Below are 26,641 nucleotides of genomic sequence, written 5' to 3' on the forward strand. Positions count from 1 at the left end.
TGGCGAAGCCATCAACTGGATGGCGTATGCCAAGCCCGCGCGGCGCCTGAGCGAAGCCGACATCCGCATGGCCGACATCGGAGATGGCGAAGCCATCAACCGGATGGCGTATGACGCCATGAGGAACCGGCCCCCTCGCGGAGCGAGCGGGCGAATGCCGGAAACCATGCAGCCGATCATCAATCCGGTGGGGCGGCAAGCACCAGCTCCGCGCCGTCGCGTTGCCTGCCGCAAACCCTTGCGCGGCGAGCAGGAACGCCACGCACTCCCGCATCGCCTCCGGGCCATCGACGGCGTGCACGACCGCTCTAACCGGCATCGATCAGCTCTCGTTCGGTCACGGCCGGCAGCGCCAACCGGAACGTCGCCCCGCCGGCTCTGTTGCGCTCGGCCGTGAGAGGCCCACCATGGGCCTCCGCGATGGTCCGGCAGATCGATAGCCCCACCCCCGTCTGCGCGTCTCGGCGACGCTCCCTGGGCAGATCCGCGACGTGGGGACGGCCCTGTTTCGCCCGAGAACTTGCACAGGCCCCGGACCACGAACCGGGGCAGGGCCACGACCTGTTCGGCCTCCTTGCACCGCCCGCAGCGCTTGATCACCGCCATTAATCGAAATCAATGCCAGCTCGGAGGATCCCGCGAGCATGGCGCCAGATGTACGGCAGAGGCGGCCCTCCGGATGTGCTTTTCGGCAACAGCAAGCTTTACGGCCGGTGCGGCCCTGATTTCCCTCGGTGCCGTGACATTGGCGCGGGCGCAGGCGTGGCGGCAAGTGCCGCTCGCGGCCATTCCCCTCGCCTTCGGACTCCAACAGTGGGTTGAAGGCGCCCTTTGGCTTCGGCTTGAAACTCAGACAGGTGGTTTGATCACCGCAGCCTTGACCCATGCCTTCCTGGCCTTCGCGGAGGTGATATGGCCGGTGCTCATCCCGATCAGCGCATCTCTCGCAGAGGTAGACTTTCGCCGCCGCAGGTTCATCAGCCTCTTCATTCCGTATGGGCTGGCCGTGGCGGCCTATCTCTTGTTCGGCATGATCAGTTCACCCTACCGGGCCAACGTCCTCGGTCACAGCATTTTCTACCACAGCGACTTCAGTCGGATCGCCGGGATCGAATACATCTACTTGGCCGGGATCAGCATTCCGTTGCTCCTTTCCAGTCATCGAATGATCATTATGATGGGCCTCGTCAACGTGCTAATCCTTATTGGTTCAAAATATTTCTATCCATTAACTTATATATCAGTGTGGTGCTTCTTCGCCGCGGTTGCGAGCATTTTGATATATCAGCACTTCCGCGCCATCGCGACAGCGCGTTCGAGGAGGCCGTCGGGCTCGCAGGCCGCCACCCGGGACCGAGTGACCCATCGCTCTTGATCGGTCTCGATCCGGCCCCTTCGGGAGTGAGATGCTCGGCTCGCAGAGCATCCGATCACAGCCGTATTCCTCGCGATCGCCATCGGTTTCAGCGAATTCAAGTCGATCTTGAGGGCGACGCCGCCGTGATCATTGATGCCGTGGATCTGCATGACCTTGTTCGTCGGACCGAGGCCGGCAGTGCTCAACATGTACCATGAACGGCTCCTGAGATCCGAACGAACGATCTTACCCCGGCACTTCGGCACGTGTGGCAGGAGCCGTTCACACTATCATCCGACATCCGACGGATTGCGTCGCCATGCGGATGTGGGCTTCGCTCAGGCGCCGCGCTCAGGCGCCGCGCGGGCTTGTGATCCGGGATCCGCTTCGATCAAGCGGATCCCGGATCATCCGCTGTCCGGACGTGATCGTCCGGACAGCGGATCAGGTCTTCGGCGTGGCCTTACCGGCCCGCACCGCGCGGGCCGGCCACGGCTCTAGGCTCCGGATCCGCCCTGGCTGCTCTGCGGGGAGGTGCCCTGGGCCTCGCTCATGCCCTGGCCGCCCGACCCGCCGCCCTGCGGGCCTCCGGCACTCTGGACCTGGATCCTGCGCGAGCGCTCCTGTTGCGCGGTCTTGGGCAGAGCAATCGTGAGCACGCCGTGCTCGAAGCTGGCCTTGACCTGCTCCGGATCAACAGGGAAGGGCAGCCGCAGCGAGCGCTGGAAGGTGCCGTAGGAGCGCTCGACGAAATGGAAGTTCTCCTTCTCGCCACCCTGACTCTGCTCGAACTTCTTCTCGCCCCGGATCGTCAGCACGTTGTCATCGAGGCTGACGTCGATGTCCTTGTCCGTCACGCCGGGCAGCTCGGCGGTCACCCGGATCTCCTTGTCGGTCTCCGACACGTTGATGTGGGCGGCGATGAAGCCGCCCGCGCCCGTGCCCTGACCTCCGGAGGCCGGCAGGCTGGCGCCGCGAAAGACGTCGTCGAACAGCCGGTTCATCTCGCGGTGGAGAGACAGGAAGGGGTCACCGCCCCCGATCAGGCCGCCGGAGAAGGGAGTGAGAGGATTGCGCGCCATGCTCGAAGTCCTCCAGCTGTTGAGGATGATCTCCTGCAAGCCGCGAGGCGACCGACGCTGACGCATGCTCACGGCCTGCGGGTCAGTGGCTCAACGGCTTTCGGCGAGCGAGGTTTCAGTGTCGGCGAGGGCGGAAAGGTGTCCTGCAGAGGAGGCTGGTCGTTGCGTCCCTCAAGGGTCGCCAGCAGGTCAGGGAGGGGCTGCGGCTTGCCGGTCAGGTAGCCCTGCACCTGCGCGCAGCCCTCGGCCTCCACGAAGGCGAACTGCGCGGGCGTCTCCACACCCTCGGCCGTCACGGTCATGCCGAGCCCCGTGCCCAGGCCGACGATCGCCCGCAGGATCGTCACCGTCCCCTGGTCCGGGATCGAGGCGATGAACGAGCGGTCCACCTTGAGCCGATCGAACGGGTACTGCCGCAAGTAGCTCAGGGACGAGTACCCCGTCCCGAAATCGTCCAGCGCCAGATGGGTCCCGAGCTCGCGCAGCCCGGACAGCGCGTCCCGCACCAGGCTGCTGTCGCCCATCAGCACGCTCTCGGTGATCTCGAGCTCCAGTCGGTCCGGAGAGAGCGCGGCGGCGTCGAGGGCCGCCCGCACGGTCTGCCCGAGGCTGGCGTGCCGGACCTGGACTGCGGAGATGTTGACCGCCACCCGCACGTGCTCCGGCAGGTGCCGCGCGTCCCGGGTGGCGGTCCGCAGCACCCACTCGCCGAGCGCCACGATCAGACCCGTCTCCTCCGCGAGGGGGATGAACACGCCCGGGCCGAGCTGGCCACGGGTCGGGTGGTTCCAGCGCACCAGCGCCTCGACCGCGACGATCGCCCGGGAGGCGACGTCGAGGACCGGCTGGTAGTGCAGCACGAACTCGCCGCGCCGCAGGGCGAGCTGCAGGTCGAGTTCGAGCCGGCGGCGCTCCTCGGCCGCCCTGTCCATCGCGGGCTCGAAGAACCGGAAGGTGTTCCGCCCGTCGCTCTTCGCGCGGTAGAGCGCGCGGTCGGCGTGCCGGAACAGCGTGTCGGCATCCTCCCCGTGCTCGGGGCCGATCGCGATGCCGATGCTCACGCCGACGCCGACCTGCTGCCCCTCCAGCGTGACCGGCTCCCGCACGGACGCGACCAGCCGCTCGGCGAAGTCCATGACGCTCTCCAGGCGGGGCGTGCCGCCGAGAAGGATCGCGAACTCGTCGCCGCCGAGGCGGGCGACGGTGTCCTCCGCGCGCAGCACCGACCGAAACCGCCGGGCGATCTCGCGCAGCAGGGCGTCGCCCGCGAGGTGACCGAGGCTGTCGTTCACGGCCTTGAAGGCGTCGAGGTCGAGCGCCAGCAGCACGCAGTGCCCGCCGTGGCGGCGGATCTCGGCCAGCCGCTGCTCCAGGCGCTCGCGGAAGAGCGCCCGGTTGGGCAGGTCCGTGAGGGTGTCGTGGCGGGCCATGTGGGTGACCCGCGCCTCGGCCTCCTTGCGCGCGGTGATGTCGATGTGGGTGCCCACCACCCTCCGGGCGGTGCCGTCCGGCGCCCGCGAGACGACCTTGCCGCGTTCCAGGATCCAGGCCCAGCCGCCGTCCTTGCGGCGCATGCGCTGCTCGCACTCGTAGCTCGGTGTGCGGCCCTCCAGGTGGTCGCGCACGCGCGCCAGCACCGCCTCCCTGTCGTCCGGGTGCAGCAGGCGCAGCCACGTCTCGTAGCCCGCGTCGAGCTCACCCTTCCGGTACCCGAGCATCGTCAGCCACTGGTCGGAGACCCAGGACGTGCCGGTGGTGAGGTCGCAGTCCCACAGGCCGTCGCTGCCGCTCTCCAGGGCGAGGGCGAGGCGCTCCTCGCTGACCCGCAGCGCGGCCTCGCTGGCCTGCCGCGCCTGCTCGGCCCTCTTGCGGTCCGTGACGTCGATGCTGATGCCGACTACGCGGACGGCGCGCCCATCCCCGTCCGCCATCACCCGGCCCGTGCCCATGATCCAGCGATCGGACCCGTCCGGCAGGGGAATTCGGAACTCGACTCGCAGGGTCGTGCCGGTGGCGACCGCCCGCCGGGTCTCGGCCGCCAGCACCGGCAGGTCGTCCGGGTGCATGGCGGCAGCCCACTCCGCCTGCGTGACCCGCGTCGCGCGGTCCTCGGGCAGGTTGAACAGCCGCAGCGTCTCCGGCGAGAGCAGGGCGCTGCCGTCGATCAGGCTCCAGTCGAACAGGCCAGCACCGGCCGCCTCCTGGGCGAGGCGCAGCCGGTCGGTCGTGACCCGCAGGGCCTCGCGACCAGCGACGATCTCCTCGATGTCGAGGGCGGTGCCGAGGAACTCCACCGTCTCGCCCGCGTGGCGCACCGGGATCTTGACGAGCTTGTGCCAGCGATGGACGCCGTCGTGGCGGCGCAGGCGCACCTCGATCTCGAAGGGGCAGCCCTCGGCCCGGCACCGCGCCCACTCCGCCGCGACCCGCGCGGCGTCGTCGGGGTGGCTGCGCTCCACGCGCTCCCCCCGCGCGGTGCCGATCTCGCCGTAGTAGTGCGCGAAGCGCGCGTTGCGGTAGAGCAACTCGCCGTCGCTGGCGCGCATGACCCAGACCATCTGCGGCAGGCCGTCGGCGAGGGCGCGGTAGCGGGCCTCGCTGGCGGCGACCTGCTGCTCGGCGCGCTTGCGGTCGGTGATGTCGGTGTAGGTGCGGACGGCGCCGCCCCCGGGGAGGGGCACGGTGCGGATTTCCAGGATGCGGCCGTTGGGTCGCTCCCGCTCGTAGACGTGGTGGCGCGGCCTCAATCCGGTATCCGCGACCCACTGGCGGAATTCCTTCGGAGAGCGGCGGAACTCATCCCGACCGAGCTGGTACTGGCGCACCTGGTCGAAGCTGGGCTGCGCCCGCATCATCTCGGGAGGCAGATCGAGCATCTCGATGACGCGGCCGTTGCAGACGCGCACGACACCCTCGGCGTCGATCATCATGAGACCCTGATCCATGGTCTCCAGGACGGCCGGGAGGAGGGCAGCATTGCCCTGTTCCGTCCCCGTCCCATCGTCGCAGGCGTCGCGCGCCTCGTCATCCTCAAGGAGCATGGCCGCCGCCTTTTCGAATATCATCGTACTCTGTCTTGCCGTTCCGACCCTTGTCAGAGCAGGAGAACGTAAACTTTGCCTAAATCGTGACTGTCCTTCAGCTCATATTTGCCTTCTAATTCGATCTTTGGCCGCAGAAAGAGTTAGAACAATCTATCTAAGCTGGATTTCTGCGATCCCATTGAGCGCTGGAGCAACGATGGGCCGCGATGGTGGTTCTCACCGCATCCCGGAGCCGCAGCGGCGAGCCGGGCGCGTGGATCCAACGGCCCACATCCGCTGGTGCGGCCGCGTTTGCGCCAGTCTCGTCCGAATGACATAAGCCGAAATTCCTTCAGGGCTTCGGATGTGCTGTGTGTTTGCGCCCTGCATTAAATGAGAAAGCGCCCTGCCAAGAAGATATAAGTGTAGACACGGCATCTTCTCAGGCCTGCATCCGTCGCAAAGGCGGGCATTCAGGGGAGGATCCGGTGCAGCTCGGGATCAGGGCACAGCTCCACGCCATTCCCGCCGCCGCTCTCGTCGGGATCGGCGTCGTCATCGCCCTCGCCGGGCTCGCCCTGCGCGACAGCGTCGTCGAGGCCCGGATGGCCAAGGCGCGCCAGCTGGTCGAGGCGCGCCAGCTGGTCGAGGCGGCCCACGGCGCCGTCGCCGGCTTCGCGGACCAGGAGAGGGCCGGCAAGATGACCCGCGAGCAGGCCCAGGCTCTCGCCGTGGCGGCCCTCGGGGCCATGCGCTGCGACGGCAAGGAGTATTTCTGGATCAAAGACATGCACCCCCGCATGATCGCGCATCCCCTCAGGCCCGACCTGGACGGAGCCGACCTCACCAAGACCCTCGACCCGACCGGCAAGGCGCTGTTCCGCGACATGGTGGACACGGTCCGCAAGGCCGGAGCAGGGTTCGTGCCGTACCTTCGGGCGAAGCCGGGCGAGCGCCGGCCGGTCGACAAGATCTCCTACGTGCAGGGCTTCGAGCCCTGGGGCTGGATCATCGGATCGGGCGTCTACGCCGACGACACGGCCGGCCAGGTGAGGGCCGCCCGGCTCAGCCTCCTCGAGCGTGTCGTTGCGGCCGCCGGCATGGTCGCCCTCCTGGCCGCGCTGATCGGTCGGGCGGTCGCCCGGCGCGTGGGGGCCCTCACGGCCGTGACGCGCGACCTGGCTGCCGGCGACCTTGCGCGAGACGTCCCCTCCGTGGCCCGGCAGGACGAGATCGGGGCGTACGAGACCGGCGTCACGCTGGACTTCTCGCGTCCTGGCAAGCCGACCGACAATGCGCTGGTCGCGTCGTTCAACGGTCGCCTGCGCGACGAGTGCCTGAAAGCGAACTGGTTCTCGTCGTTGGCCGATGCCCGGGCCAAGATCGAGGCGTGGCGACGGCAGTCCAACGAGAGCCGTCCTCACACAGCCCTGGGGTGGCGGACGCCCCAGGAATTCGCCTTGGCGGCGGCCCTAGAGGCCGCCGAATGAGACCCGGGGGCTCACCCTTCGGCCGGACCAAGATCCGGGGGACCGTCAACGCGCAGGAGGCGTGGATCAACCTCCTGGCCGAACGCGGTACCGTTGATCGTGCGGCGCAGGCGGGCCGTGCAACTCGTCGGGGCGTCGCCAGGACAGAACGCCAGGCACGAGCCGCCATCGCGACCGCGACGGATCGTCGGCAGCCGAGGCCGGCGAGTTCGTCCGCCCACTCGGACTCTGTCAGCCCACATGCCTCGGCCGCGAGAACTTGTCTCCCTAAGAGGCTGCCTTCGAGCGTCGCGTGAAAGTCATTCTTCAGTGACGGAAGCAGAATCTTGGCGCAATGCTCGGCGGCCGATCGGCGTTTTCACTGGAACAGGTGCTCGACATTCCGTTCATACAGTTGGAGAGACCGATCGAAGAGGATCGTGATAAGCCTTGATATGACGTGCAGATGCTGGCGGGCGTGAAGACCTCTGGCCATGAGCGCTCGATCGAGATCGTGAGGCGGCTCCACGATCCGTCGGCAGAGGAGTGTATCGCGACGTTCGAGAAAGTGTTTCCGCGGCTCACGCGGGAGCGTGCGGTGTGGGCCCACCTGTTCGCGATCGGGGCTCGCGCGCAGCACGCGCGCAGCACGGAGGAAGCCTGAGGGGCCTGAACCCCTGCTGCCGCGGGCGAAGCCGCGACAGGAGGGCGGAGAAGTGCACGACAGTCTTCGGTCGATGGCCCCCTGCGCCACGACGGCGGAGCCGCGCAGGGCGATCACCTGATGACTCCTTCAGAAGCACGAGGCCGCCACCCAACCGGGCGTATGCCCATGATCCGCGGCATCATCGGTCGTCTCGATGCGAGACGCAGCGTGGCATGACGGCTCGGCGGCAAGCACACGATCAGAAAGCGCGCGCGAGGACGCCTGACGATCGAAAGGCCACGTCGGGCCGACAGGGGCCTCCACTCACCAATGGAAATTTCGCGACAGCGGCAAAAATTAATCGTATAAGGTCCGGGTTCGCGCGTCCGGGTTCGCGCGCGAAAGCTTGGCAGTATTTACGAGATAAGGACGAATTCACGACCTGACGCAGTTCGAGTCTTCCATATGGAGGGCGAGGCGATGACGATGCTTCATGCCGAGTACTCACACCAGACATTCGTGCGTCCGCGCCTGCGCTCGATCACTCGCCAGGACCTTCTGACGGCCCTGGCAAGAGGATTTGAAGATTTCGTGGCAATGCCGACGCATGTGATCTTCCTCATCGCCATTTACCCCATAGCGGGCATCATCATCGCGGCCGTGATCTTCGAGTATGATCTCATCCCGATCCTCTTCCCGCTCGCCTCCGGTTTCGCGTTGATCGGCCCCTTCGCGGCGGTCGGGCTCTACGAGCTGAGCCGGCGGCGGGAGCAGGGCCTCGACACCGCTTGGACCCATGCCTACGAGCTCCTGACCGGCCGGAACGGCGGAGCGATCGCGGCGGTCGGGTTCCTTCTGATGTTGATTCTCATCGCTTGGCTCATCGCTGCGATGGGGCTGTATTGGGCTCTCTTCGGCCGAGCGACGCACGACTCGGTGTTCGCGTTCGCCGAGGAGGTGCTGACAACCCCGAGGGGCTGGATGCTGATCGTGTTCGGCAACCTCGTCGGCGCAGCCTTCTCGCTTGTCGCGCTCGCGGTCAGCGCGGTGTCGTTCCCGCTGATCATCGACCGAGGAGCCGATGCCGGGACGGCGATCGAGACGTCGGTGGCGCTGTTGCAGGAGAACCCGCTCGTGATGATCCTCTGGGGCCTCATCGTTGCGGGCCTGCTGGTCATCGGCATGGTGCCGCTCTTCGTCGGGCTCGCACTCGTTCTGCCGATCCTAGGGCACGCAACGTGGCACCTCTACCGGCGTGCCGTGCTTCCCTGAAGCCGTGAGTGTTCGCGCTCCGTTACGCCGAACCGGTCTCCCCGCTGGCGAGGAGCGCTCCAGGAGTCGTCGCCTCGTCACGATGGGCCGCGCGGATCCTGTCCCGGCCCTTGAGACGGATGCAGGAGCTGGCCATGCCGCTGGTTCTCGTGCTTATCGCCCTCGGCTCGGTCGCCTTCCATCTCCTCAGCCCATGGTGGTGGACGCCGATCGCATCCAACTGGGGCTACATAGACACGACGCTCATCATCACGTTCTGGATCACGGGCACCGTCTTTACGCTGATCGTGCTGTTCATCGCCTATTGTCTTGCCCGCTTCCGCCATCGCCCCGGGCAACGGGCGGCCTATGAGCCGGAGAGCCGGCGTCTCGAGGGCTGGCTCACGGCGGTCACGGCGCTCGGCGTGGCGGCGATGCTGGCCCCGGGTCTCGCGGTCTGGGCGCAGTTCGTGCGAGTCCCGGACTCGGCCTCCCAGGTCGAGGTCGTCGCCCAGCAATGGCGCTGGAGCTACCGCCTGCCCGGCGCCGATGGGCGCTTGGGTGCCGCCGGGATCCAGTTCGTCAGCGACACGAATCCGCTCGGCCTCGATCCGGACGACCCGGCCGGGCAGGACGACGTCGTGATCGACGAGGGCGACCTGCACCTCCCGCTCGGGCGGCCCGTGAAGCTGCTGCTCCGCTCGTTCGACGTGGTACACGACTTCTACGTTCCGGAATTCCGGGCCAAGATGGACGTGATCCCCGGGACGGTGACCTATTTCTGGTTCACGCCGACCCGGACGGGCGCTTTCGACGCGATCTGCAACGAGGTCTGCGGCGTCAACCATTACGCCATGCGCGGACGCGTGGTTGTGGACGCGGAGCCCGCTTACCGGACTTGGCTCGACCAGCAGAAGACTTTCTCGAACTTCGCCGCCCGACCCACCAGGGAACCACGCGACGCCGGCCTCCGACGACGGATGGCCGAGGACCACTGAGAGGACGTGCCATGGCCGATACGCCTGTCGGGACCGCAGGTCCCTTCCCGGGTTCGGAACTGGATGAGGTCGAGCTGTATCACCCGCACAGCTGGCTCACGCGCTACGTCTTCAGTCAGGATGCCAAGGTCATCGCCGTCCAGTATGCCGGCACCGCCATGGCGATCGGCCTCGTGGCCCTCGTCTTGTCCTGGCTCATCCGGCTCCAGCTCGGCTTCCCGGGCCTCCTCTCTTTCATCGGACCCTCCGAGTACTACCAGTTCATTACCATGCACGGAATGATCATGGTGGTGTACCTGCTGACGGCCCTGTTCCTCGGCGGCTTCGGCAATTACCTGATCCCACTGATGCTCGGCGCACGGGACATGGCATTTCCTTACGTAAATATGCTGAGCTACTGGATTTACCTGCTTGCCGTGCTGGTGCTGGTGGCCAGCTTCTTCGCGCCTGGCGGGCCGACCGGCGCCGGATGGACCCTCTATCCGCCCCAGGCCATCCTCTCGGGCACGCCCGGGCAGGAATGGGGCATCGTGCTGATGCTCGCCTCGCTCATCCTGTTCATCATCGGCTTCACGATGGGCGGGGTGAACTACGTCGTGACGGTGCTGCAGGCGCGGGCACCCGGAATGACGCTGATGCGCATGCCACTCACGATCTGGGGCATCTTCACGGCGACGGTCCTGGCCCTGCTCGCCTTCCCGGCCCTGTTTGTCGGGGCCGTGATGATGCTTCTCGATCGCCTCCTCGGGACAAGCTTCTTCATGCCCGCCATCATCGAGGCCGGGCAGCGCCTCAAGTACGGCGGCGGCACGCCGATTCTGTTCCAGCACCTGTTCTGGTTCTTCGGCCATCCCGAGGTCTACATCGTGGCTCTGCCGGCCTTCGGCATCGTCTCCGACCTCATCAGCACGCATGCCCGAAAGAACATATTCGGCTATAGAATGATGGTTTGGGCGATCGTCGCGATCGGCGCTCTCAGCTTCGTGGTCTGGGCGCACCATATGTACGTGAGCGGCATGAACCCGTATTTCGGATTCTTCTTCGCGACGACCACGCTCATTATCGCGGTGCCGACCGCCATCAAGGTCTACAACTGGATCTTGACGCTGTGGCAGGGTGACATTCACCTTACGGTCCCAATGCTGTTCGCGATCGCGTTCATCGTGACGTTCCTGAACGGCGGCCTCACCGGCCTGTTCCTCGGCAACGTCGTCGTTGATGTCCCGCTCTCGGACACCCTGTTCGTGGTCGCCCATTTTCACATGGTGATGGGCGTCGCGCCGATCCTCGTGATCTTCGGCGGAATTTATCATTGGTACCCCAAGGTGACCGGGCGGATGCTCGACGAGCGGCTCGGCCGTGTGCACTTCTGGGTCACGTTCCTGGGTGCCTACGCGATCTTCTTTCCGATGCATTATCTCGGACTGCTCGGCGTGCCGCGACGCTACTTCGAGATCACGGGGCTCGGCTTCGTCCCCGACTCGGTCGCCTCGCTCAACGCCTTCATCAGCGTGGCGGCCTTCCTGGTCGGAGCCGCGCAGGTCGTGTTCCTGGGCAATCTGATCCGGAGCCTCACGCACGGGGCGCCCGCCGGAAGCAATCCCTGGCGCGCCACGACCCTGGAGTGGCAGACACCCGAGACCCCGCCCGCGCACGGCAATTGGGGCGCGCAGCTGCCCGTCGTGTATCGCTGGCCCTACGATTACAGCGTGCCCGGCGCCGACCAGGATTTCGTGCCGCAGAACCAGCCCGGCCCACTTCCGGGGGGAGCGGCGCCGTGACCCTGGTGCTCCTCTATCTCGCGGGGCTCGGCGCCATCGCGGCGCGGTGGCTGGCGCGGCAGCAGCTCACCGCCAAGCCCTGGCTGATCTCGGATCCGGTCGATCCAGGCGGATCCGGGATCAGCGAGCCGGCGCGGCGCCTGAGCGAAGCCGATCTCCGCATGGCGAAGCAAGCAACCGGACATCGTCCGGGGGCCGGCCCGCCCGCGGTCCTGGCGCCGGGACGAGAGATGGGAGCCGCCAAGCTGGGTCTCGGGGTCTTCCTGGCTGCGGTGGGTCTGCTCTTCGCGCTGCTGATCGCGGCCTACGGAATGCGGGTGCCGCCCGGAAGCGCGCGCATCCCGGTCGATCCGCGCCTTCTCTGGCTCAGTACAGGCCTCCTGGCCGTCGCGAGCCTCGCGCTCCACGGGGCAGGAGCGGCAGAGCGGCGAGGCGACTCGGACGGGGCGCAAGTCGCGCTCCGCGTCGCGGCGGTGGCAGGTGTCATGTTTCTCGGCGGACAGGGCCTCGCATGGAGGCTGCTCTGGGAGGCGGGGCTCGGGCGCACGGCAGATGCCGCGGGATCCTTCTTCTACCTGATCACAGCCCTGCACGGCCTGCACCTCGCAGGCGGCATCGCCGCCCTCGGGTTGATCACGCTCGCCGCTCAACGGGCCGGATCGCGGGCGCGGGTGAGCGGGAGAATCGACCTCTGCATCCTCTACTGGGACGCGCTCCTGGCGATCTGGCTCGTCGTTTTCGGATTCCTGTTCAGGACACCGTGGTCGGGTCTGATCGACGCCGTGTGCCGCCCCGTCTGACCGCCGCGAGAGGCCGCCATGACCGACACGCTCCTACGATCGATGAGTTCCGCGGAGAGCCCGCCGACCCGGCGGCAGCGCCTCTCGGACGAGTGGGGAGCCGACCGCCAGGCCTTCACCGGCGCCTCGTGGCGCAAGGCCATGATGTGGATCTTCCTCCTCAGCGACACCTTCGTCTTTGGCTGCTTTCTCGTCGGCTACATGACGGTCCGCATGTCGACGATGGTGCCCTGGCCGAATTCGAGCGAGGTCTTCTCGCTTGAGATCGGGCATGCGAAGCTGCCCCTGCTTCTGATCGCTATCATGACCTTTGTGCTGATCTCCAGCAGCGGCACCATGGCAATGGCGGTCGCGTATGGCTATCGGCGTGACCGCCGGACAACGGCACTGCTCATGGGAGTCACCGCGCTGCTCGGCGCCACCTTCGTGGGCATGCAGGCTTTCGAGTGGACGAAGCTGATCCGCGAGGGCGTGCGCCCCTGGACCAACCCCTGGGGAGCGCATCAGTTCGGCTCGACATTCTTCATGATTACCGGGTTCCACGGCACCCACGTGACCATCGGCGTCATCGTGCTGTTGATCATCGCCCGGAAGGTCTGGCGGGGTGATTTCGACACCGGTCGACGCGGTTTCTTCACGAGCCAGCGCGGGCGCTACGAGAACGTTGAGATCGTCGGCTTGTACTGGCACTTCGTCGACCTCGTCTGGGTTTTCATTTTCGCCCTGTTCTATCTCTGGTAGGAGGATCCGATGCACGCGGCTGGAAGCCAGGGCACGGGCGAGAGCCACTCGATCCGGCTCTATTTCCTCGTCTGGGGCTGGCTGTTCGTGCTGAGCGCCTGCTCCTATCTGGTCGATTATTTTCATCTCGAGGGCGCCCTGCGCTGGTCGCTGATCCTCCTGTTCATGATCGTCAAGGCAGGGCTCATCGTGGCCGTGTTCATGCATCTTGCCTGGGAGCGATTGGCCTTGATCTACGCGATCCTAGTGCCACCGACTGCGATCCTGATCTTCGTCACAATCATGAGCTTCGAGTCGAACTACACGCTGTTCACGCGGATCGCGTATTCTGGACATTGATCGTGTTGATGCCGTCTTGATCAGCCCCCATCGGAGTGGTCCGCCCTGAAGTATGGCTTTGGTTCCCCGTCACCGGGCACCTGGCGGGTCTCTGGCGTCCGGCGCGTCGGTGGTGCGCGGCAGACGATCCAGGCCTACCGCCGATGGCTCATGGGCGTGGAGGAGAGCCGAGCGCAGTCGGTGGAGATCCCTGCCCAACGCCTGCCTAGGCTTGGCCCTATGGTGCGGCCAGCCAGAAGGCATCGCCAGCGGCCTCGGCCTGCCGAGTCAGGAACTCCGAGACCAGCCTGACTCGCGGAAGGTCGCGAGTATCCGCATGAGCGATGAGCCAGTAGGCCCGAACGATCCGCACCTCCTGCGGAAGGACGGCGATGAGGTCCGGGTGGCCGCGGGCCAGGAAGTGCGGCAGGATGCCAAGGCCCGCTCCCCCGCGCACCGCCTCCATCTGAGTAATGACATTCGAGATCCGCGCCTGCGGGTGGATCGCGGACGAGACCTGTGGGAGATAGTTGAGTTCACTCGTCCAGAGCAGATCCTCGACGTACCCGACCCAGCGGTGGCGATGCAGGTCGTCCACCGTGCGGATCGCCTCCGCAGCCTCCGCGTAGCTGCGCGCCGCGTAGAGGCCGAGCGCGTAATCGACGAGTTTGCGGGCGAAGTGCCGGCCGGTCTCCGGTCGAGTCAGGGTGACGGCGAGATCGGCTTCGCGCTTCGACAGGCTGAAGCTCCGCGGATTGGCCACGAGTTCGATCTCGAGCGTCGGCTGGGAGGCGGAGAGCTGGGCGAGGCGTGGCGCGAGGAAGGTGGTTCCGAAGGCCTCGGGGGTGCCGACCCGCACGGTGCCACTCACCTGGTGAGAGGCCTCGTCCAGGCGCGAGCGCAGGGTGATCGCCACATTCTCAATCCGCTCCGCATCGCCGAGCAGCCGCTCGCCGTCACTGGTCAGGACGAAGCCTGACGGGCGGCGTTCGAACAGGCGCGTACCGAGGGCGCTCTCCAGGGCGGAGAGGCGGCGGCTCAGGGTCGAGTGATCAATCCCCATGCGCTGCGCGGCGACCGTCAGTCGCCCTGCCCGGCCAACCGCCAGAAAGGCCCGCAGGTCGTTCCAGTCGAAGTCGGACATCGCTCTCGGACCGCCGCGTCGAGGAATGCGCATTCGTGCACGGCGCCTTTGCGTTTCTTCGCATGGGCGTGCACGGAATCGAATGCTAACGACGATCTCGCGAAAGAATGCAACCGCGGCGGGGACCGGACCCGAGATCGGACCGACCGCGCCCCTCAGGGACGTCGCGACATGGCTTCGTTCTTCAAGCCGCAGTGGCGTGCCAGCGAAGGCCGGGCTGTCCGGGTCGGCCTGATCGGCGCCGGCACGTGTGGCTCCATGCACTTGGTGGGCTGATCGCCCGCGCCACGGGCATCCCGGTGATGCTGCCGAGGCGTATGCCTGCCTCGGCTGGGATCAATCACACCTGCATCCGCCCTTGTTCGTCACCATCACCTTCACCTCCTGTCGACCGGGCTGTTCGCCAAGGAGGATCTCAAAGAAGCAGAGGCGAAGAGTCTTCTCGCTTCACACCGACGGAGTAACGGTCAAAGCCGTCGCGGCTCTCGGATAGGATTTCCGCGGGCCAGAGATATTTCTGTATTGCGCGATTAGCGCCCCGCCAACCGCTGATGCCGATCCCTCTCCCATACACCGACGAAAGGATTTCTCATGCTTGACGATCATTCCGACCAAAACATCGCCATCGATCTGCCGAACGACAGCGCCGGCCGCAAGAGAACCTCGATCTATTAGCCTGAGCAGGCCGACCTGATCTTTCCGGATGTGCCGGAATTCGCCAGCTACGCTGAGGAGCGCGAGTACCGCAAGAAACACCTCGTTGCAGCCTGCCGCGCTTTCGCGATGCACGGCTTCGACTACGGCTTCGCCGGGCACCTCACGGTCCGCGACCCCGAGCGCCCGGAGTTGTACTGGACCAACCCGATGTGCGTGCACTTCTCCCAGGTGAGGATGTCCAACCTCATCCTGGCCGACCACAAGGGCCGCGTCGTCGAAGGCCGCCACGCGATCAACCGCGCCGGTTTTGTCCTGCACGCCGCCGTGCACGAAGAGTATCCCGACGTGATGGCGATGTGCCACGCGCACACGACCTACGGCACGGCTTGGTGCGCCACGGGCCGCCCGCTGGATATGATCAGCCAAGATGCGGCTGCTTTCTACAACAGCCACGCGGTGATCGGCGCTTCGGCGGGCGCTGTAGCGGTTGAAGAGAAGAGTGGACTTTCGGTTGCTCAGCAAATCGGGCTCAATCGTGGCGTGCTGCATCAGAACCATGGCCTGCTCACCTGCAGTCGCCACAGCATCGATGATGCGGCCTTCTGGTTCATCGCCTTGGAGCGGGCCTGTCAGCAGCAACTCCTGATCGAAGCCACCGGGATCAAGCCGCAGGTGCTGTCGGAGAAGACCGCCCGCTATAGCCGTGAGCACGTCGGGAGCGACTACATTGGCTGGCTGCATTTCCAGACGCTGTACAGCCACATCGCCGAGACGCAGCCAGATATGTTCGAGTGAGGGGCGCGGCACGGCGCACTCCGAACTGCCTCGATGATGAAGCCATGGGATCGGTCTGCGGACCGATCCCAGTTTCACAGTTGGAAGTACACCAAAAATGTAATGCATACGGCTTCGGGATAAAATCTGCTGGTCATCCGAGAATTTAAATCCTTGGAAAATACTGAAATGAGTAGCTGCCAGAATTTTCTGACTGACGGTCCTGACGAATGCTTGGTTTGGCTGCGTCAAGTGCAACGCGCCCGAGTGCACGGAGTGGCTCGACGATAAATTCCAGTGACGAAGACCGCGGCGTTCGGCTCGCGGAGGTGAACGTGATTGAGCAGGCAGCCAACGTGAGTCGGACAACACGAAGCGCCGCAAGAGGGGGGGAAGCGGATCCTTTCGGATCGAGATCGCGCATGTCGGCCAGCCCCGGATCTCGCCTCTGGGTGCGATCACTGATTTGCAACATACAAGATGTGGGAGCGCACTCGGACGTGCTCGCCACCCTCGCGACAGCCAACGCGCGGCGCGCGATGTCGACCAAGGCGGTTTCACGCCAAATGACAGGGGCACCTCGATGAAAACCGCAGGACTGGTCGCCAGCGCGCTGTGCCTGGCGTTGAACCCGCTCGCAAGCGCACCGGCCCTCGCCGCGGATTTGACAGACGGCAAGGTCGTGATTGGCGTCCTTACCGACATGTCCGGTCCGTATGCCGACGTGGGCGGGAAGGGCTCCGTCGAGGCGACCCGCATGGCTGTCGAAGACTTCGGCGGCAAGGTTCTCGGCAGGCCTATCGAGATCGTATCGGCCGATCATCAGCACAAGGCGGACACCGGCGCGGGCATCGCTCGCAACTGGTTCGACCGCGAGGGGGTTGATGCCGTCGTCGACCTCAACAACACGTCCGTGGCACTCGCCGTTAACAATTTGGCCGTAGAACGAAATCGGCTGACCCTGATGACGGGCACCGCCTCGTTGATCATGACGAACGAGAATTGCACGCCCAATTCGATCCACTACGTTTACGACACGTATTCGGCAGCGCATGGCGTCGTGAAGTCGATGAGCGAACTCGGGAAGAAGAAGTGGTTCGTTCTCGCCGCTGACTACGCCTACGGCAAAGGGGTGGCCGGCGCGCTCAAGGAGTTTACCGAAGAGGCGGGCGCGAAGCTCGTCGGCACAGTCTTTCACCCGCTCAATTCCCCTGATTTCTCGTCGTTTCTGCTGCAGGCCCAGGCCTCGAAGGCGGACGTGATCGCGCTGGGCAATGCCAGCTCGGACACGGTGAACTCCATCAAAGCAGCGCGCGAGTTCGGGCTGACCACGACTCAAAGCGTGGTGCCGCTCCTGATGTACATCCAAGACGTCCATTCGCTCGGCCTGCAGGAGGCGCAGAATCTCACCTTCGTCACCGGGTTCTATTGGGACCGCACGCCAGAGACGCGCGCTTGGTCGAAACGCTTCTTCGAGCGCACGAAGCAGATGCCGTCTCAGATTCAGGCGGGCGCGTATTCCGCGGTCACCAACTACCTGAAAGCGGTCGAGGCCGCCGGCACGGATGCAGGCAAGGCCGTCGCCGCCAAGATGAAGGAGCTTCCGATCGCGGACATGTTCACGGAGAGCGGCAAGGTCCGCGCCGACGGGCGCATGGTGCACGACATGTACCTGGTCCAGGTGAAGAAGCCGGGCGAGTCCAAGGCTCCGTGGGACTACTACAAGGTGCTGGCCACGATTCCGGGCGACGAAGCCTTCCAGCCCCTCTCCAAGAGCAAGTGCCCGCTCGTGACGAAGCCGTAAGGTCCCGTCCGGACGGGCGCCATCGGCGCCAGGGGCGGCGCGGCCGTCCGAGACTGACGGATTACTCGGAGCGCGCGACGGAGCCGCGCTGAGCGGGAGACGTCGGATCGACGGGAGGGCTCGGTAAGGGCGGCCAACCGATGGCCTCGGAACTCGCGCGGAAGTTCCGCAGCCACCACGCCCAATCCTCCGGCACGAGCGAGAACGGATCGGGGTGTCCCAGTTCGCGCGCGGCCCAGACCGGCCAGTGGGGGTTGGCGAGTGCCGGGCGCCCGATGAACACGAGGTCGATCAGGTCGTCGCGGATCACGCGGTCGGCCTCCGCGGGAACGCCGAGGTTCCAGCTCACGCCCACGGGGATGCCGCACTCGCGTCGAACGCGCGCGCCACGCTCCACCATGAAAGCGAGTTGCTTGAACGGCGGCGCCCTCATGTCATCCGTGTTGAGACCGATGGACAGGTCCGCGAAGTCGAGCCCGCGCTCCTTCATCCAGCCCACCGCGACGACGGACTCGTCGAACTGAACGCCCTCTTCGTTCAGGTCGTCGGAGCCGAGGCGCATCGTCAAGGGCAAGCGCTCCGGCCAGACCGCCTTGACCGCGTCGATCGCTTCGAGGTGGAAGCGGACGCGGTTCTCGAGCGATCCGCCATAGGCGTCGGTCCGCTTGTTCGCGATGGGCGAGAAGAAGCTCGCGCCGAGATAGCCGTGCGCGAAGTGCAGCTCGAGCCACTCGAATCCCGCCTCGGCGGCGCGGCGCGCGGCGGACGCGTAGCTCGCATGGACTTCGTGGATCTCGGCCACGGACATTTCCTGCACGGGGTGGTGGAAGCGGCCGCCGTAGGGCACGGCGGAGGGGCCGCGCACCTGCCACCCCTCGGGATGATCGGGGGCGTATTGCTGGCGGGGTTTGTCCCAGGGCCGGTTCTCGCTGCCCTTGCGGCCGGTATGCCCGAGCTGGATCGCAGGCACCGCGCCCATGTCCTTGACGAGACGGTTGATGCGCCGCAGGCCGTCGATCTGTGCATCGTCCCACAGGCCGGCGCAGTGCGTCGACGTGCGGCCGTCGGGCTGAATGGCGATCTGTTCCGGAAACACCAACCCGAAGCCGCCCGCGGCCCGCGAGCCGATCAGCATGAGGTGGAAGTCCGTCACCGTGCCGTCAGGCGGCGAGCGGTACATCGTCATGGGAGACATGACGATGCGGTTGCGCAGCGTGACATCCTTGAGCATGAACGGCGAAAAGAGGTCAGGCATGAGAACTCCGTCCGACGGATCAGCGCCCGAGTTATACCCGAGCAGGCACGGAGTGATAGCGAAACTCGTCCCTCGTCGTGTCCTGCCTGTATCGCTTCCATCACATGAACTGTCGAGACGAAACACAATGCAGGATTAGCACTGCTGCCATTTCTGCAGGTATACAGTGGCGTGCTGGTGAGGTCTGGAGGGCGCTGGCGATGAGGGTTACGCGCCGGCCTGAGTCCATGTGCAGATCGGCACGTATGGCGGCGACAGCCGGCCGCTGGTGGAGATCAGCAGTCCTTCAACTGAGCATTTTGAGCGTTTCGGAGAAGCCAACGTCCATGCCGGCACCGCACATACGTTCGATGATCTGCTCCGGTCTCTGGGCAGATAAAATCACTTGGAGAGCGGCGGACGCTTCGACAATTCAGCCGCAATACCCCTTTCTGTGAGCCAGCCGACCTGGGAGCTGGTTTCATAACCCCCGCCTTCGCGGATCGGCGGGAGCGCCAGCGGGGCGATCACCACGAAGGCACCACGAAGGTCCGTTGTCAGCTGTCGAGCGGCCATTCCGGCGGCATGGGTCGAAGGTCCGGGAAGGCGCGTTGCCGAACCGGCGAGTGCTGGGCGCAGCTCTCATTCTCGGCTGCACCCGGTCGACCCGAGGACCTCCCCTCCCCTTCCAAAGCTCAGGCCCGCCGGAAGCACGGCTCTCCGACATCATCGCGGCTTACGGGAGCACGTGACGCTTGCCGGCATTCCGCAGGCCCGCCTCGTGGGTCCGCTTCGAGGCGAACAGCGGACTAGAGCATTTTCCGACGAAGTGGATGCCGGTTCGTCGCAGAAAATGCGGCAAGATCAAAGACCGAGAGCAGTCCCCGATTGCAACGTGATCGGGTGCTGCTCTAGACCACGGCCTTGTTCTGGAACGCCACCCCGGCGACCGGCGCCGGCAGGGGCGGGCGGCCGCACGACCGTGGCGCGCTGACGGCGCGCCGCGTCCCCGGCGGCGGCCCGCGCTACAGGCAGCGCTCCAGGATCTCCTCGGCTTGGCGGACCGTCATCCGCCGGGCCGCCGGGCTCGCGATGAGTGTGCGGTCGCTCGCGCTCGCCGGGTCGAAGTCCTTGGCGGCGATGCCGGCATAGAGGCCCGGCACGGCGCGGAGCGCCATCTCGCGCACCCGCTCCCGCGGCAGCTGCGCGGGCGTGAAGCGCTCCGGGAAGCCGATATCGGCGTAGAGCGCGCGGACCGCGTCGGCACAGGCCGCGATCGTCTCTTGGCGGGAGAGCCCCGCGGTCTCGACCTCCAGTGCCTCGGCGAGCGGCTTCACCTTGGCGGGCAGCACCGCGAGGTTGAAGGTGATCACGTGCGGCAGCAACACGCCCACGCCGTAGGGGTGGGGCAGGTCGAGATGGCCTTCGAGCGGCAGCGACAGCGCGTGGCCGTGGCCGAGCCGGGCATTGCCGCAGGCGATGTTGGCCATGCAGGAGGACACGAGGTTGTCCTCGCGGGCGCGGTCGTCGTCGGCGTTGATCGAGGCGCGCAGGGAGCCGTGCTGCAGCCGCACGGCGGCGAGCGCCACCGCGTCGGTGAGCGGCGAAGCGATGCCGCTGAGGTACGCCTCGACCCCGTGGGTGAGCGCGTCGACCGCGGGCAGCGCCGCCACGTGCATCGGCAGCGAGCGTAAGGTCACGGGATCGAGGATCGCCGCGTCCGGGAAGCTCAGGGGGCCGCCGCCGAGGAGCTTGAGGTGGCGCTCTTCGTCCTTGACGATGGTCCATTGTGAGACCTCCGACCCCGAGCCCGCCGTGGTCGGCACCATGATCATCGGGAGCGCCTTGCGGTCGAAGCGGCCGATGCCGGTGCATTCCGCCATCGGCTTGCGGTTCGTCGCCACGATGGCGATGCCCTTGCCGGTGCACATCACCGAGCCGCCGCCGATGCACACGACCCCGTCGATGCCGGCGCGGCGCACCCGCTCGCCCTGCTGGTCGATGTGCGAGCAGCGCGCGTCGATGCCGCATTCGTCGAAGCGCTCGATCGCGATTCCCGCCTGCGCCAGGGCCGCGAGGGCGTCGGCGTGGAAGCCCTGCGCCGAGATGACGGGATCGGACACCACGAGCACCCGCGTCATCTCGAGGTCGCGGGCGAGACTGCCGACGGTCGCGAGCGCGCCTTGGCCGGCCACGATCCGGGTCGGCATGTAGAAGCTGGTGATCATGCGGGCGTCTCCTCGGGGGCGTCTCCTCGGGGGCGGGGCGCTTCGCACCCTCGCGGCGCGGTCCGGACCGGCCGGCGCCCCTCCGGTGGTGACGGCCCGCGGGCGCCGCGTCCAATAGTAACCGCAGGATAAATCCATAATCGGGGCCTATGGGGCGCCGGTGCCCGGATCTGAGCCGCGGTCGAGATCTCGGGCCGAGATCACAGGCCAAGATCACACGCCAAGATCACACGCCAAGATCACACGCCAAGATCACGCGGCGCCATAAGCAGCAACGATGGAAGACCGGGGTGAGCGCTATTGGACGCGGATGGCGCCGCGCGGCGATCATCGCTGCGATCCACGAGCATCGCTCCGACGCCCGCACCGGGCTCGCAACGGCCGATGCCGACCCCGAGGAAACCCCGATGCCTTGCCCGCCCGTCACGCGACGCCTCGCCGTCGCCGGCCTGTTCGCCACGCTCCTCGCCGCACCGGCCGTCGCCGCCGAGACGCCCCTGCGCATCGGCGTGATCGAGGACCTGTCGGGGATGTATTCCGGCAACGGCGGCCCGAACATGGTGCTGGCCGCCCAGATGGCGGCGGAGGATTTCGGCGGGAAGGTGCTCGGGCGGCCGATCGAGGTGATCGGCGTCGACCATCAGAACAAGCCCGACATCGGCTCCGGCCTCGCCCGGCAGCTCGTCGACCAGCGCGGCGTCACGGCCTTCGTGCTCGGGGGCGCGAGTTCGGTGGGCCTCGCCGTCCAGTCCTACGCCAAGGACCGCAGGATCACGACGCTCGTGACCGGCGGCTACGCCTCGCAATTCTCGGGCGCGGGCTGCTCGCCCTACGGCACGCAGTGGGTGCCCTCGACGGGCGAACTCGCCAAGGCGGTCGCGGGCGCCGTGGTGCAGGTCGGCGGCAAGAGCTGGTACTTCATCACCGCCGACTACGTGTTCGGCCAGGGTCTCGCGGCCGATGCGGGCAAGGCCGTGAAGGCCGCGGGCGGCACCGTCGTCGGCGAGATCTGGACTTGCTTCGGTTTAGTAGAGAGCGGTTGAACAGGTGCCCCGCCTCTCGAACCGGACAGGGCTGACGAAGCCGAGCGCGGAATGGCGCCGGCAGGGATTGTAGAAGCCATCGATGTAGCGGGCCAGGGCTTCGGTCGCCTCGGCACGCGTGTAGAAGACGGTGCGCCAGACCATCTCGCTTTTCAGCGTCTTGAAGAACTTCTCGACCATCGCATTGTCATAACAGTTGCCCTTGCCAGACATCGAAATGGTGATCCCGCGGCTTCGTAGTTCAGCCTGGTACTCGTTCGAGCAATACTGACTACCTCGATCCGAATGATGCACCAGACCAGCTGCCGGCCGTCGCACAACCAAAGCGCGACGCAAGGCAGTCAGGGCCAATTCCTTGTGCAGCCGGTCGCCAGCTGCCCAGCCGACGACCCGCCGGGCATAAAGATCGATCACCACCCGCCAGATAAAGCCAGCCCCTCCCGTGTCCAGATGTAGGAGATGTCAGCCCCCCACTTCTCGTCGGGCTCTGCGGCGGTGAAATCCTGGTCGAGCCGGTTGGGCGCGACCGGGAAGGCATGCTGGCTGTCGGTGGTGCGCCGAAAGCGGCGCGGCTGGCGAGCCTTGAGCCCGCTCTCCCGCATCAGCCGCGCCGTGCGGCGCCGGCCCACGCCAAGCCCTTGCTCGCGCAGCTCGTGCGTCATGCGCGGGCTGCCATAGGTCTCGTGTGAGAGCGCGAAGGCCGAGCGGACGTGGGCGAGCAGCACGAGGTCCTCGCGCTGACGGCGCGACGCGGGCCGGTTCTTCCAGGCGAAGTAGCCGCTCGGGCTGACATCCAGGAGCTTGCACAGACGCGCGACCGGGAAGTCCTTCTTCGCCGCATCGATGAGCTGGAACCTCATCGACTTCCCTCCTTGGCGAAAAAAGCCGTGGCCCGCTTCAGGATCTCGCGTTCCTGGCGCAACACCTCGTTCTCCCGCCGCAGCCGCTTCAGCTCGGCGGCCATGTCCTCCTGGCGGTCGGAGGGCGGCGCCTCCATCTCGCGATCGCGCTGTCCGTCGATCCAGTGGCGCAACGTCGAGAGGCCGATGCCGAGATCCTCGGCGACCTCTCGGCGGCTGCGCCCGCTCGTGTGAGCAAGGCGCACGGCTTCGGCGCGAAACTCAGGGGTGAAGCGCTTCTTCGGTTCTCGCATCGGGAACCTCCTCCCTCACGGAAAGAGCTCTCCACTTTCCCGAAGCAAGTCCAATCCGCCACCCGCTCGGCGCCACCGACCTCTCCTCGCAGCTCATCCAGGCGCAGGCCTCCGGCGCGGACGTGATCGGGCTCGCCAATGCGGGGCCGGACCTCGTCAACACGATCAAGCAGGCGCGGGAATTCGGCATCACCTCGAAGGTGGTGGCGATGCTGGTCTTCACCAACAACACGGTGGCGCTCGGCCTCGACGTGGCCCAGGGCATCCGCATGGCAGTGAACTTCTACTGGGACGCCAACGAGGCGAGCCGCGCCTGGGCCAAGCGCCTGATGGCCCGCAACGGCGACGTGGTGCCGACCATGGGCCACGCCGCCGCCTACTCCTCGGTGCGCCACTATCTCCGGGCGGTCGAGAAGGCCGGGACCGACGACGCCGCCGTCGTCAACAAGGTGATGAAGGAGCTTCCGATCGACGACGGCTTCTACGGCAACCCGCGCATCCAGGCGAACGGCCGCGTGGTGATGGACATGCAGCTCGTCGAGGTGAAGAGCCCCAAGGAGTCGAAGGGGAAGGCCGACCTCTACCGGATCATCGAGTCCATTCCCGGCGAGACGCTGTTCACTCCCGCCGAGAAGAGCGGCTGCCCCCTGACCACCGGCTGACCGGGAGAGACGTCATGAAGCTCTACGCCAACCCGACCTCGCCCTTCGTGCGCATCGTGCGCATGGCCCTGATCGAGAAGGGCCTCGCGGAGACGGTCGAGACCGTCTTCGTGGACGCCTGGGCGGACGATCCCGCCCACCTCGACGCCAACCCGGCCGGCCGCGTGCCGGCCCTCGTCACCCGCGAGGGCGTGCGGCTCACCGAGGCGCTCCTGATCCTGCGCCACCTCGACGCGATCCGCCCCGAGCCGGCCGTGTTCACGGTCGAGGCGGAGATCCTGTCCTGCGCCGGGCTCGCGGTGGGCGTGTTCGACGCCGCCGTGGCGGTGATCATCGGCCGCAAGTCCGCGCCGGACTTCGATACCGGGATGGTCGGGATCAAGCGCTACCGCACCATGCGCGAGGGGCTGAAGCGGCTCGACGCGGCGCTGCCCGCCTCGGGCCCGTTCGACCTCTCCGCCATCGCGGCGGTGACGGCCCTCGACTACCTCATGTTCCGCTTCCCCAACGAGGAGTGGCGCGCCCTCGCCCCGCGGCTCGCGGCGTTGCGCGACGCGAATGCCGACCGCCCCTCGGTCCGGGAGACGGCGCCCCGCGCTTGAGCCGAACCTCCTGACGGTCACAAGCAGAAGCCCGGCAGATCGGCTTCGCGCCGATCTGCCGGGCTTCCGCATTGACGAGACGTTTTCGCCGACCCGGCGATTGACGAGCACCAGGGTCGCGGGCGCTTCCCGTTCGGTCCAGCCGATGAGCCCGCCCCCACAGAGGGCGGGATTTGAAACACCTGTCGCGCAAGCCGTCCGTCACGCCGCGCCGATCGCCCGGATCGGCGGGCGTCGCCACGCCTGCGGACCGGAGGCGTGGACGCTGTCGCCGTCCGCGGTCACCGCTACGGTCACCGGCATGTCCTTGACCTCGAATTCGTAGATTGCCTCCATGCCGAGATCCTCGAAGGCCAGCACCCGGCTCGAACGGATCGCCCGCGAGACGAGGTAGGCAGCCCCTCCGACCGCGCTCAGGTAGGCGCGCCGGTGCGCCTTGATCGCCGCGATCGCGGTCGGCCCGCGCTCGGCCTTGCCGATCATGGCCAGCAGCCCGAGGCCGAGCATCGTGTCGGTGAACTTGTCCATGCGGGTCGCGGTTGTCGGACCGGACGGACCCACTGCCTCGTCGCCCACCGGGTCGACCGGCCCGACGTAGTAGATCACGCGGTTCTCGAAGGAGACCGGCAGCGGCTCGCCGCGGTTGAGCATGTCCTGGATGCGCTTGTGCGCCGCGTCCCGGCCCGTGAGCATGCGCCCGGACAGGAGCAGCCGATCGCCCGCCTTCCAGGTCGCGACCTCGGCGGGGTCGAGGGCGTCGAGGTCGACGCGCCGCGCGTTGGCGTCGGGCGCCCACTCGACGTCGGGCCACGCGGCGAGGTCGGGCGCCGGCAGGAAGGACGGCCCGGAGCCGTCGAGGACGACATGCGCGTGGCGCGTCGCCGCGCAGTTCGGGATCATCGCCACGGGCTTCGAGGCCGCGTGGGTCGGCCAGTCGAGGATCTTGATGTCGAGCACGGTGGTGAGGCCGCCGAGCCCTTGCGCGCCGATGCCGAGCGCGTTGACCTTGTCGTGCAGTTCGATGCGCAGGGCCTCGATGTCGTTTTCGGGACCGCGCGCCTTGAGCTGCGCCATGTCGATCGGCGCCATCAGCGATTCCTTGGCCATCACCATGGCCTTCTCGGCCGTGCCGCCGATCCCGATCCCCAGCATCCCCGGCGGGCACCAGCCGGCGCCCATGGTCGGCACGGTCTCCAGCACCCACTCGACCAGCGAGTCGGACGGGTTGAGCATCTTGAACTTGGCCTTGTTCTCCGAGCCGCCGCCCTTGGCCGCGACCGTCACCTCGACGTGATCGCCCGGGACCATCTCGACGTGGAGCACGCTCGGGGTGTTGTCGCGGGTGTTCTTCCGCCCGAAGGCCGGGTCGGAGACGATGGAGGCGCGCAACGGATTCGCCGGGTCGAGGTAGGCGCGGCGCACGCCCTCGTCGATCACCGCCTGAAGGCTCTCGCCGCCGGCGAGCGTGCAGCCCTGGCCCCACTTCACGAACACCGTGACGATGCCGGTGTCCTGGCAGACCGGTCGGTGGCCTTGCGCCGACATCCGGCTGTTCGTCAGGATCTGCGCGATCGCGTCCCGGGCGGCGGGCGATTCCTCGCGCCCGTAGGCCTCGGCGAGCGCCTGGATGTAGTCGAGGGGGTGGTAATAGCTGATGTATTGCAGCGCATCGGCCACGCTCTCGGTGAGATCGGCCGCCTGGATCACGGGCATGGGTGGTGCTCTCCTGTCTTCGGGACCCGCGCCTGACCCTCCCCACCGAGGGGGGGAGGGTGCCCCGCGGAGGCGGGGCGGGAGAGGAGAACCACGTTTCCGGACAGGACGCGCCGATGATGGGCGCTGGGTTCTGAGGCGTCGCGCCGCCCCTCTCCCGG

At 66.8% G+C, this 26,641-nt stretch carries 19 protein-coding genes and 5 pseudogenes; 15 read left to right on the forward strand and 9 right to left on the reverse strand.

Features of this window, described 5'->3' with window-relative positions; all coding sequences use genetic code 11:
* Both MET2598_RS42505 and MET2598_RS38555 read right to left on the reverse strand, forming a co-directional pair.
* Nucleotides 1-262 (reverse strand): annotated as a pseudogene (locus MET2598_RS42505) (hypothetical protein); the annotation flags it as partial.
* A 46-nt stretch (nt 263-308) separates the two neighbouring features.
* Nucleotides 309-497: pseudogene (locus MET2598_RS38555) on the reverse strand (ATP-binding protein); the annotation flags it as partial.
* Nucleotides 498-592: 95 nt separating this feature from the next.
* On the opposite strand from MET2598_RS38555, the gene MET2598_RS0103860 reads away from it, so the two are divergent.
* Complete coding sequence (locus tag MET2598_RS0103860) at nt 593-1,375, forward strand: DUF6629 family protein (protein ID WP_236728659.1); 783 nt, start codon at nt 593-595, stop codon at nt 1,373-1,375.
* 479 nt (nt 1,376-1,854) lie between these two features.
* Here MET2598_RS0103860 and MET2598_RS0103865 read toward each other — a convergent pair whose 3' ends face one another.
* Both MET2598_RS0103865 and MET2598_RS0103870 read right to left on the reverse strand, forming a co-directional pair.
* The gene (locus MET2598_RS0103865; protein ID WP_012333667.1) at nt 1,855-2,439 is read right to left on the reverse strand and encodes an Hsp20/alpha crystallin family protein; all 585 of its coding nucleotides are present in this window, start codon (nt 2,437-2,439) and stop codon (nt 1,855-1,857) included.
* A gap of 68 nt (nt 2,440-2,507) precedes the next feature.
* Entirely contained in the window at nt 2,508-5,504 is a 2,997-nt protein-coding gene (locus MET2598_RS0103870) for an EAL domain-containing protein (protein ID WP_018259915.1), read from the reverse strand.
* 563 nt (nt 5,505-6,067) lie between these two features.
* On the opposite strand from MET2598_RS0103870, the pseudogene MET2598_RS42595 reads away from it, so the two are divergent.
* The 9 genes and pseudogenes from MET2598_RS42595 to MET2598_RS0103910 all read left to right on the forward strand — a co-directional run.
* Nucleotides 6,068-6,691, forward strand: a pseudogene (locus MET2598_RS42595) (cache domain-containing protein); the annotation flags it as partial.
* A 9-nt stretch (nt 6,692-6,700) separates the two neighbouring features.
* Nucleotides 6,701-6,952: pseudogene (locus tag MET2598_RS42600) on the forward strand (integrase core domain-containing protein); the annotation flags it as partial.
* A 445-nt stretch (nt 6,953-7,397) separates the two neighbouring features.
* The gene (locus MET2598_RS0103880) at nt 7,398-7,595 is read left to right on the forward strand and encodes a hypothetical protein (RefSeq protein WP_018259917.1); all 198 of its coding nucleotides are present in this window, start codon (nt 7,398-7,400) and stop codon (nt 7,593-7,595) included.
* A gap of 462 nt (nt 7,596-8,057) precedes the next feature.
* Nucleotides 8,058-8,849, forward strand: coding sequence for a DUF2189 domain-containing protein (locus MET2598_RS0103885; protein ID WP_236728660.1), 792 nt, complete (start codon nt 8,058-8,060; stop codon nt 8,847-8,849).
* A 128-nt stretch (nt 8,850-8,977) separates the two neighbouring features.
* Nucleotides 8,978-9,826, forward strand: coding sequence for a cytochrome c oxidase subunit II (locus MET2598_RS0103890; protein ID WP_198293052.1), 849 nt, complete (start codon nt 8,978-8,980; stop codon nt 9,824-9,826).
* An 11-nt stretch (nt 9,827-9,837) separates the two neighbouring features.
* Nucleotides 9,838-11,607, forward strand: a complete 1,770-nt coding sequence (gene ctaD / locus MET2598_RS0103895) for a cytochrome c oxidase subunit I (RefSeq protein ID WP_018259918.1) — start codon at nt 9,838-9,840, stop codon at nt 11,605-11,607.
* On the forward strand, nt 11,604-12,407 hold the full coding sequence (locus MET2598_RS0103900; protein ID WP_018259919.1) for a cytochrome c oxidase subunit 3: 804 nt from the start codon (nt 11,604-11,606) through the stop codon (nt 12,405-12,407). Before ctaD ends, MET2598_RS0103900 begins: the two co-directional genes overlap by 4 nt.
* 42 nt (nt 12,408-12,449) lie before the next feature.
* Nucleotides 12,450-13,148, forward strand: coding sequence for a heme-copper oxidase subunit III family protein (locus MET2598_RS0103905; RefSeq protein ID WP_442919001.1), 699 nt, complete (start codon nt 12,450-12,452; stop codon nt 13,146-13,148).
* A gap of 9 nt (nt 13,149-13,157) precedes the next feature.
* Complete coding sequence (locus MET2598_RS0103910; RefSeq protein WP_012333659.1) at nt 13,158-13,487, forward strand: cytochrome C oxidase subunit IV family protein; 330 nt, start codon at nt 13,158-13,160, stop codon at nt 13,485-13,487.
* A 217-nt stretch (nt 13,488-13,704) separates the two neighbouring features.
* On the opposite strand, the gene MET2598_RS0103915 is transcribed toward MET2598_RS0103910, so the two are convergent.
* Nucleotides 13,705-14,610, reverse strand: a complete 906-nt coding sequence (locus tag MET2598_RS0103915; RefSeq protein ID WP_018259921.1) for a LysR family transcriptional regulator — start codon at nt 14,608-14,610, stop codon at nt 13,705-13,707.
* Nucleotides 14,611-15,303: 693 nt separating this feature from the next.
* Here MET2598_RS0103915 and MET2598_RS35890 point away from each other — a divergent pair.
* Nucleotides 15,304-16,062: a class II aldolase/adducin family protein gene (locus MET2598_RS35890; RefSeq protein WP_269083036.1), complete on the forward strand. Its 759-nt coding sequence runs from the start codon at nt 15,304-15,306 to the stop codon at nt 16,060-16,062.
* 562 nt (nt 16,063-16,624) lie between these two features.
* The gene (locus tag MET2598_RS0103925; protein WP_026190492.1) at nt 16,625-17,845 is read left to right on the forward strand and encodes an ABC transporter substrate-binding protein; all 1,221 of its coding nucleotides are present in this window, start codon (nt 16,625-16,627) and stop codon (nt 17,843-17,845) included.
* A 61-nt stretch (nt 17,846-17,906) separates the two neighbouring features.
* Here MET2598_RS0103925 and MET2598_RS0103930 read toward each other — a convergent pair whose 3' ends face one another.
* Both MET2598_RS0103930 and MET2598_RS0103935 read right to left on the reverse strand, forming a co-directional pair.
* Nucleotides 17,907-19,100 (reverse strand): oxidoreductase, encoded by a 1,194-nt coding sequence (locus MET2598_RS0103930; protein WP_012333655.1) that lies wholly within the window; start codon nt 19,098-19,100, stop codon nt 17,907-17,909.
* A 1,004-nt stretch (nt 19,101-20,104) separates the two neighbouring features.
* Entirely contained in the window at nt 20,105-21,307 is a 1,203-nt protein-coding gene (locus MET2598_RS0103935) for an iron-containing alcohol dehydrogenase (RefSeq protein ID WP_018259925.1), read from the reverse strand.
* Between the two features lie 407 nt (nt 21,308-21,714).
* On the opposite strand from MET2598_RS0103935, the gene MET2598_RS35895 reads away from it, so the two are divergent.
* Nucleotides 21,715-22,350 carry an ABC transporter substrate-binding protein gene (locus tag MET2598_RS35895; RefSeq protein ID WP_018259926.1) on the forward strand — a complete coding sequence of 212 codons (636 nt, stop codon included), beginning with the start codon at nt 21,715-21,717 and terminating at the stop codon, nt 22,348-22,350.
* On the opposite strand, the pseudogene MET2598_RS38560 reads toward MET2598_RS35895, so the two are convergent.
* Nucleotides 22,333-23,503 (reverse strand): annotated as a pseudogene (locus tag MET2598_RS38560) (IS3 family transposase). The gene MET2598_RS35895 and the pseudogene MET2598_RS38560 sit on opposite strands and share 18 nt — an antisense overlap.
* A 95-nt stretch (nt 23,504-23,598) precedes the next feature.
* Between MET2598_RS38560 and MET2598_RS35900 the strand changes: the two are divergent.
* Together MET2598_RS35900 and MET2598_RS35905 are read left to right on the forward strand one after the other, a co-directional pair.
* Entirely contained in the window at nt 23,599-24,165 is a 567-nt protein-coding gene (locus MET2598_RS35900) for an ABC transporter substrate-binding protein (protein WP_442919002.1), read from the forward strand.
* A gap of 14 nt (nt 24,166-24,179) precedes the next feature.
* Nucleotides 24,180-24,767, forward strand: coding sequence for a glutathione S-transferase family protein (locus MET2598_RS35905; protein ID WP_018259930.1), 588 nt, complete (start codon nt 24,180-24,182; stop codon nt 24,765-24,767).
* Between the two features lie 201 nt (nt 24,768-24,968).
* Here the strand turns inward: MET2598_RS35905 and MET2598_RS0103970 are convergent, their stop codons facing one another.
* On the reverse strand, nt 24,969-26,480 hold the full coding sequence (locus MET2598_RS0103970; protein ID WP_018259931.1) for a fumarate hydratase: 1,512 nt from the start codon (nt 26,478-26,480) through the stop codon (nt 24,969-24,971).
* Nucleotides 26,481-26,641 lie beyond the last annotated feature (161 nt).

Origin of the sequence: Methylobacterium sp. WSM2598 (assembly GCF_000379105.1) — a bacterium.
GTDB lineage: Bacteria > Pseudomonadota > Alphaproteobacteria > Rhizobiales > Beijerinckiaceae > Methylobacterium.

Excerpts from the sequence above, each read along its gene's own strand:
- MET2598_RS0103910 (WP_012333659.1), top strand. The coding sequence starts at position 13,158 with ATGCACGCGGCTGGAAGCCAGGGCACGGGCGAGAGCCACTCGATCCGG.
- MET2598_RS0103915 (WP_018259921.1), bottom strand. The coding sequence starts at position 14,610 with ATGTCCGACTTCGACTGGAACGACCTGCGGGCCTTTCTGGCGGTTGGC.
- MET2598_RS35895 (WP_018259926.1), top strand. The coding sequence starts at position 21,715 with ATGCCTTGCCCGCCCGTCACGCGACGCCTCGCCGTCGCCGGCCTGTTC.
- MET2598_RS0103925 (WP_026190492.1), top strand. The coding sequence starts at position 16,625 with ATGAAAACCGCAGGACTGGTCGCCAGCGCGCTGTGCCTGGCGTTGAAC.
- MET2598_RS0103935 (WP_018259925.1), bottom strand. The coding sequence starts at position 21,307 with ATGATCACCAGCTTCTACATGCCGACCCGGATCGTGGCCGGCCAAGGC.
- MET2598_RS0103905 (WP_442919001.1), top strand. The coding sequence starts at position 12,450 with ATGAGTTCCGCGGAGAGCCCGCCGACCCGGCGGCAGCGCCTCTCGGAC.
- ctaD (WP_018259918.1), top strand. The coding sequence starts at position 9,838 with ATGGCCGATACGCCTGTCGGGACCGCAGGTCCCTTCCCGGGTTCGGAA.
- MET2598_RS0103930 (WP_012333655.1), bottom strand. The coding sequence starts at position 19,100 with ATGCCTGACCTCTTTTCGCCGTTCATGCTCAAGGATGTCACGCTGCGC.
- MET2598_RS0103885 (WP_236728660.1), top strand. The coding sequence starts at position 8,058 with ATGACGATGCTTCATGCCGAGTACTCACACCAGACATTCGTGCGTCCG.
- MET2598_RS0103880 (WP_018259917.1), top strand. The coding sequence starts at position 7,398 with ATGCTGGCGGGCGTGAAGACCTCTGGCCATGAGCGCTCGATCGAGATC.
- MET2598_RS0103970 (WP_018259931.1), bottom strand. The coding sequence starts at position 26,480 with ATGCCCGTGATCCAGGCGGCCGATCTCACCGAGAGCGTGGCCGATGCG.
- MET2598_RS35905 (WP_018259930.1), top strand. The coding sequence starts at position 24,180 with ATGAAGCTCTACGCCAACCCGACCTCGCCCTTCGTGCGCATCGTGCGC.
- MET2598_RS0103865 (WP_012333667.1), bottom strand. The coding sequence starts at position 2,439 with ATGGCGCGCAATCCTCTCACTCCCTTCTCCGGCGGCCTGATCGGGGGC.
- MET2598_RS0103870 (WP_018259915.1), bottom strand. The coding sequence starts at position 5,504 with ATGATATTCGAAAAGGCGGCGGCCATGCTCCTTGAGGATGACGAGGCG.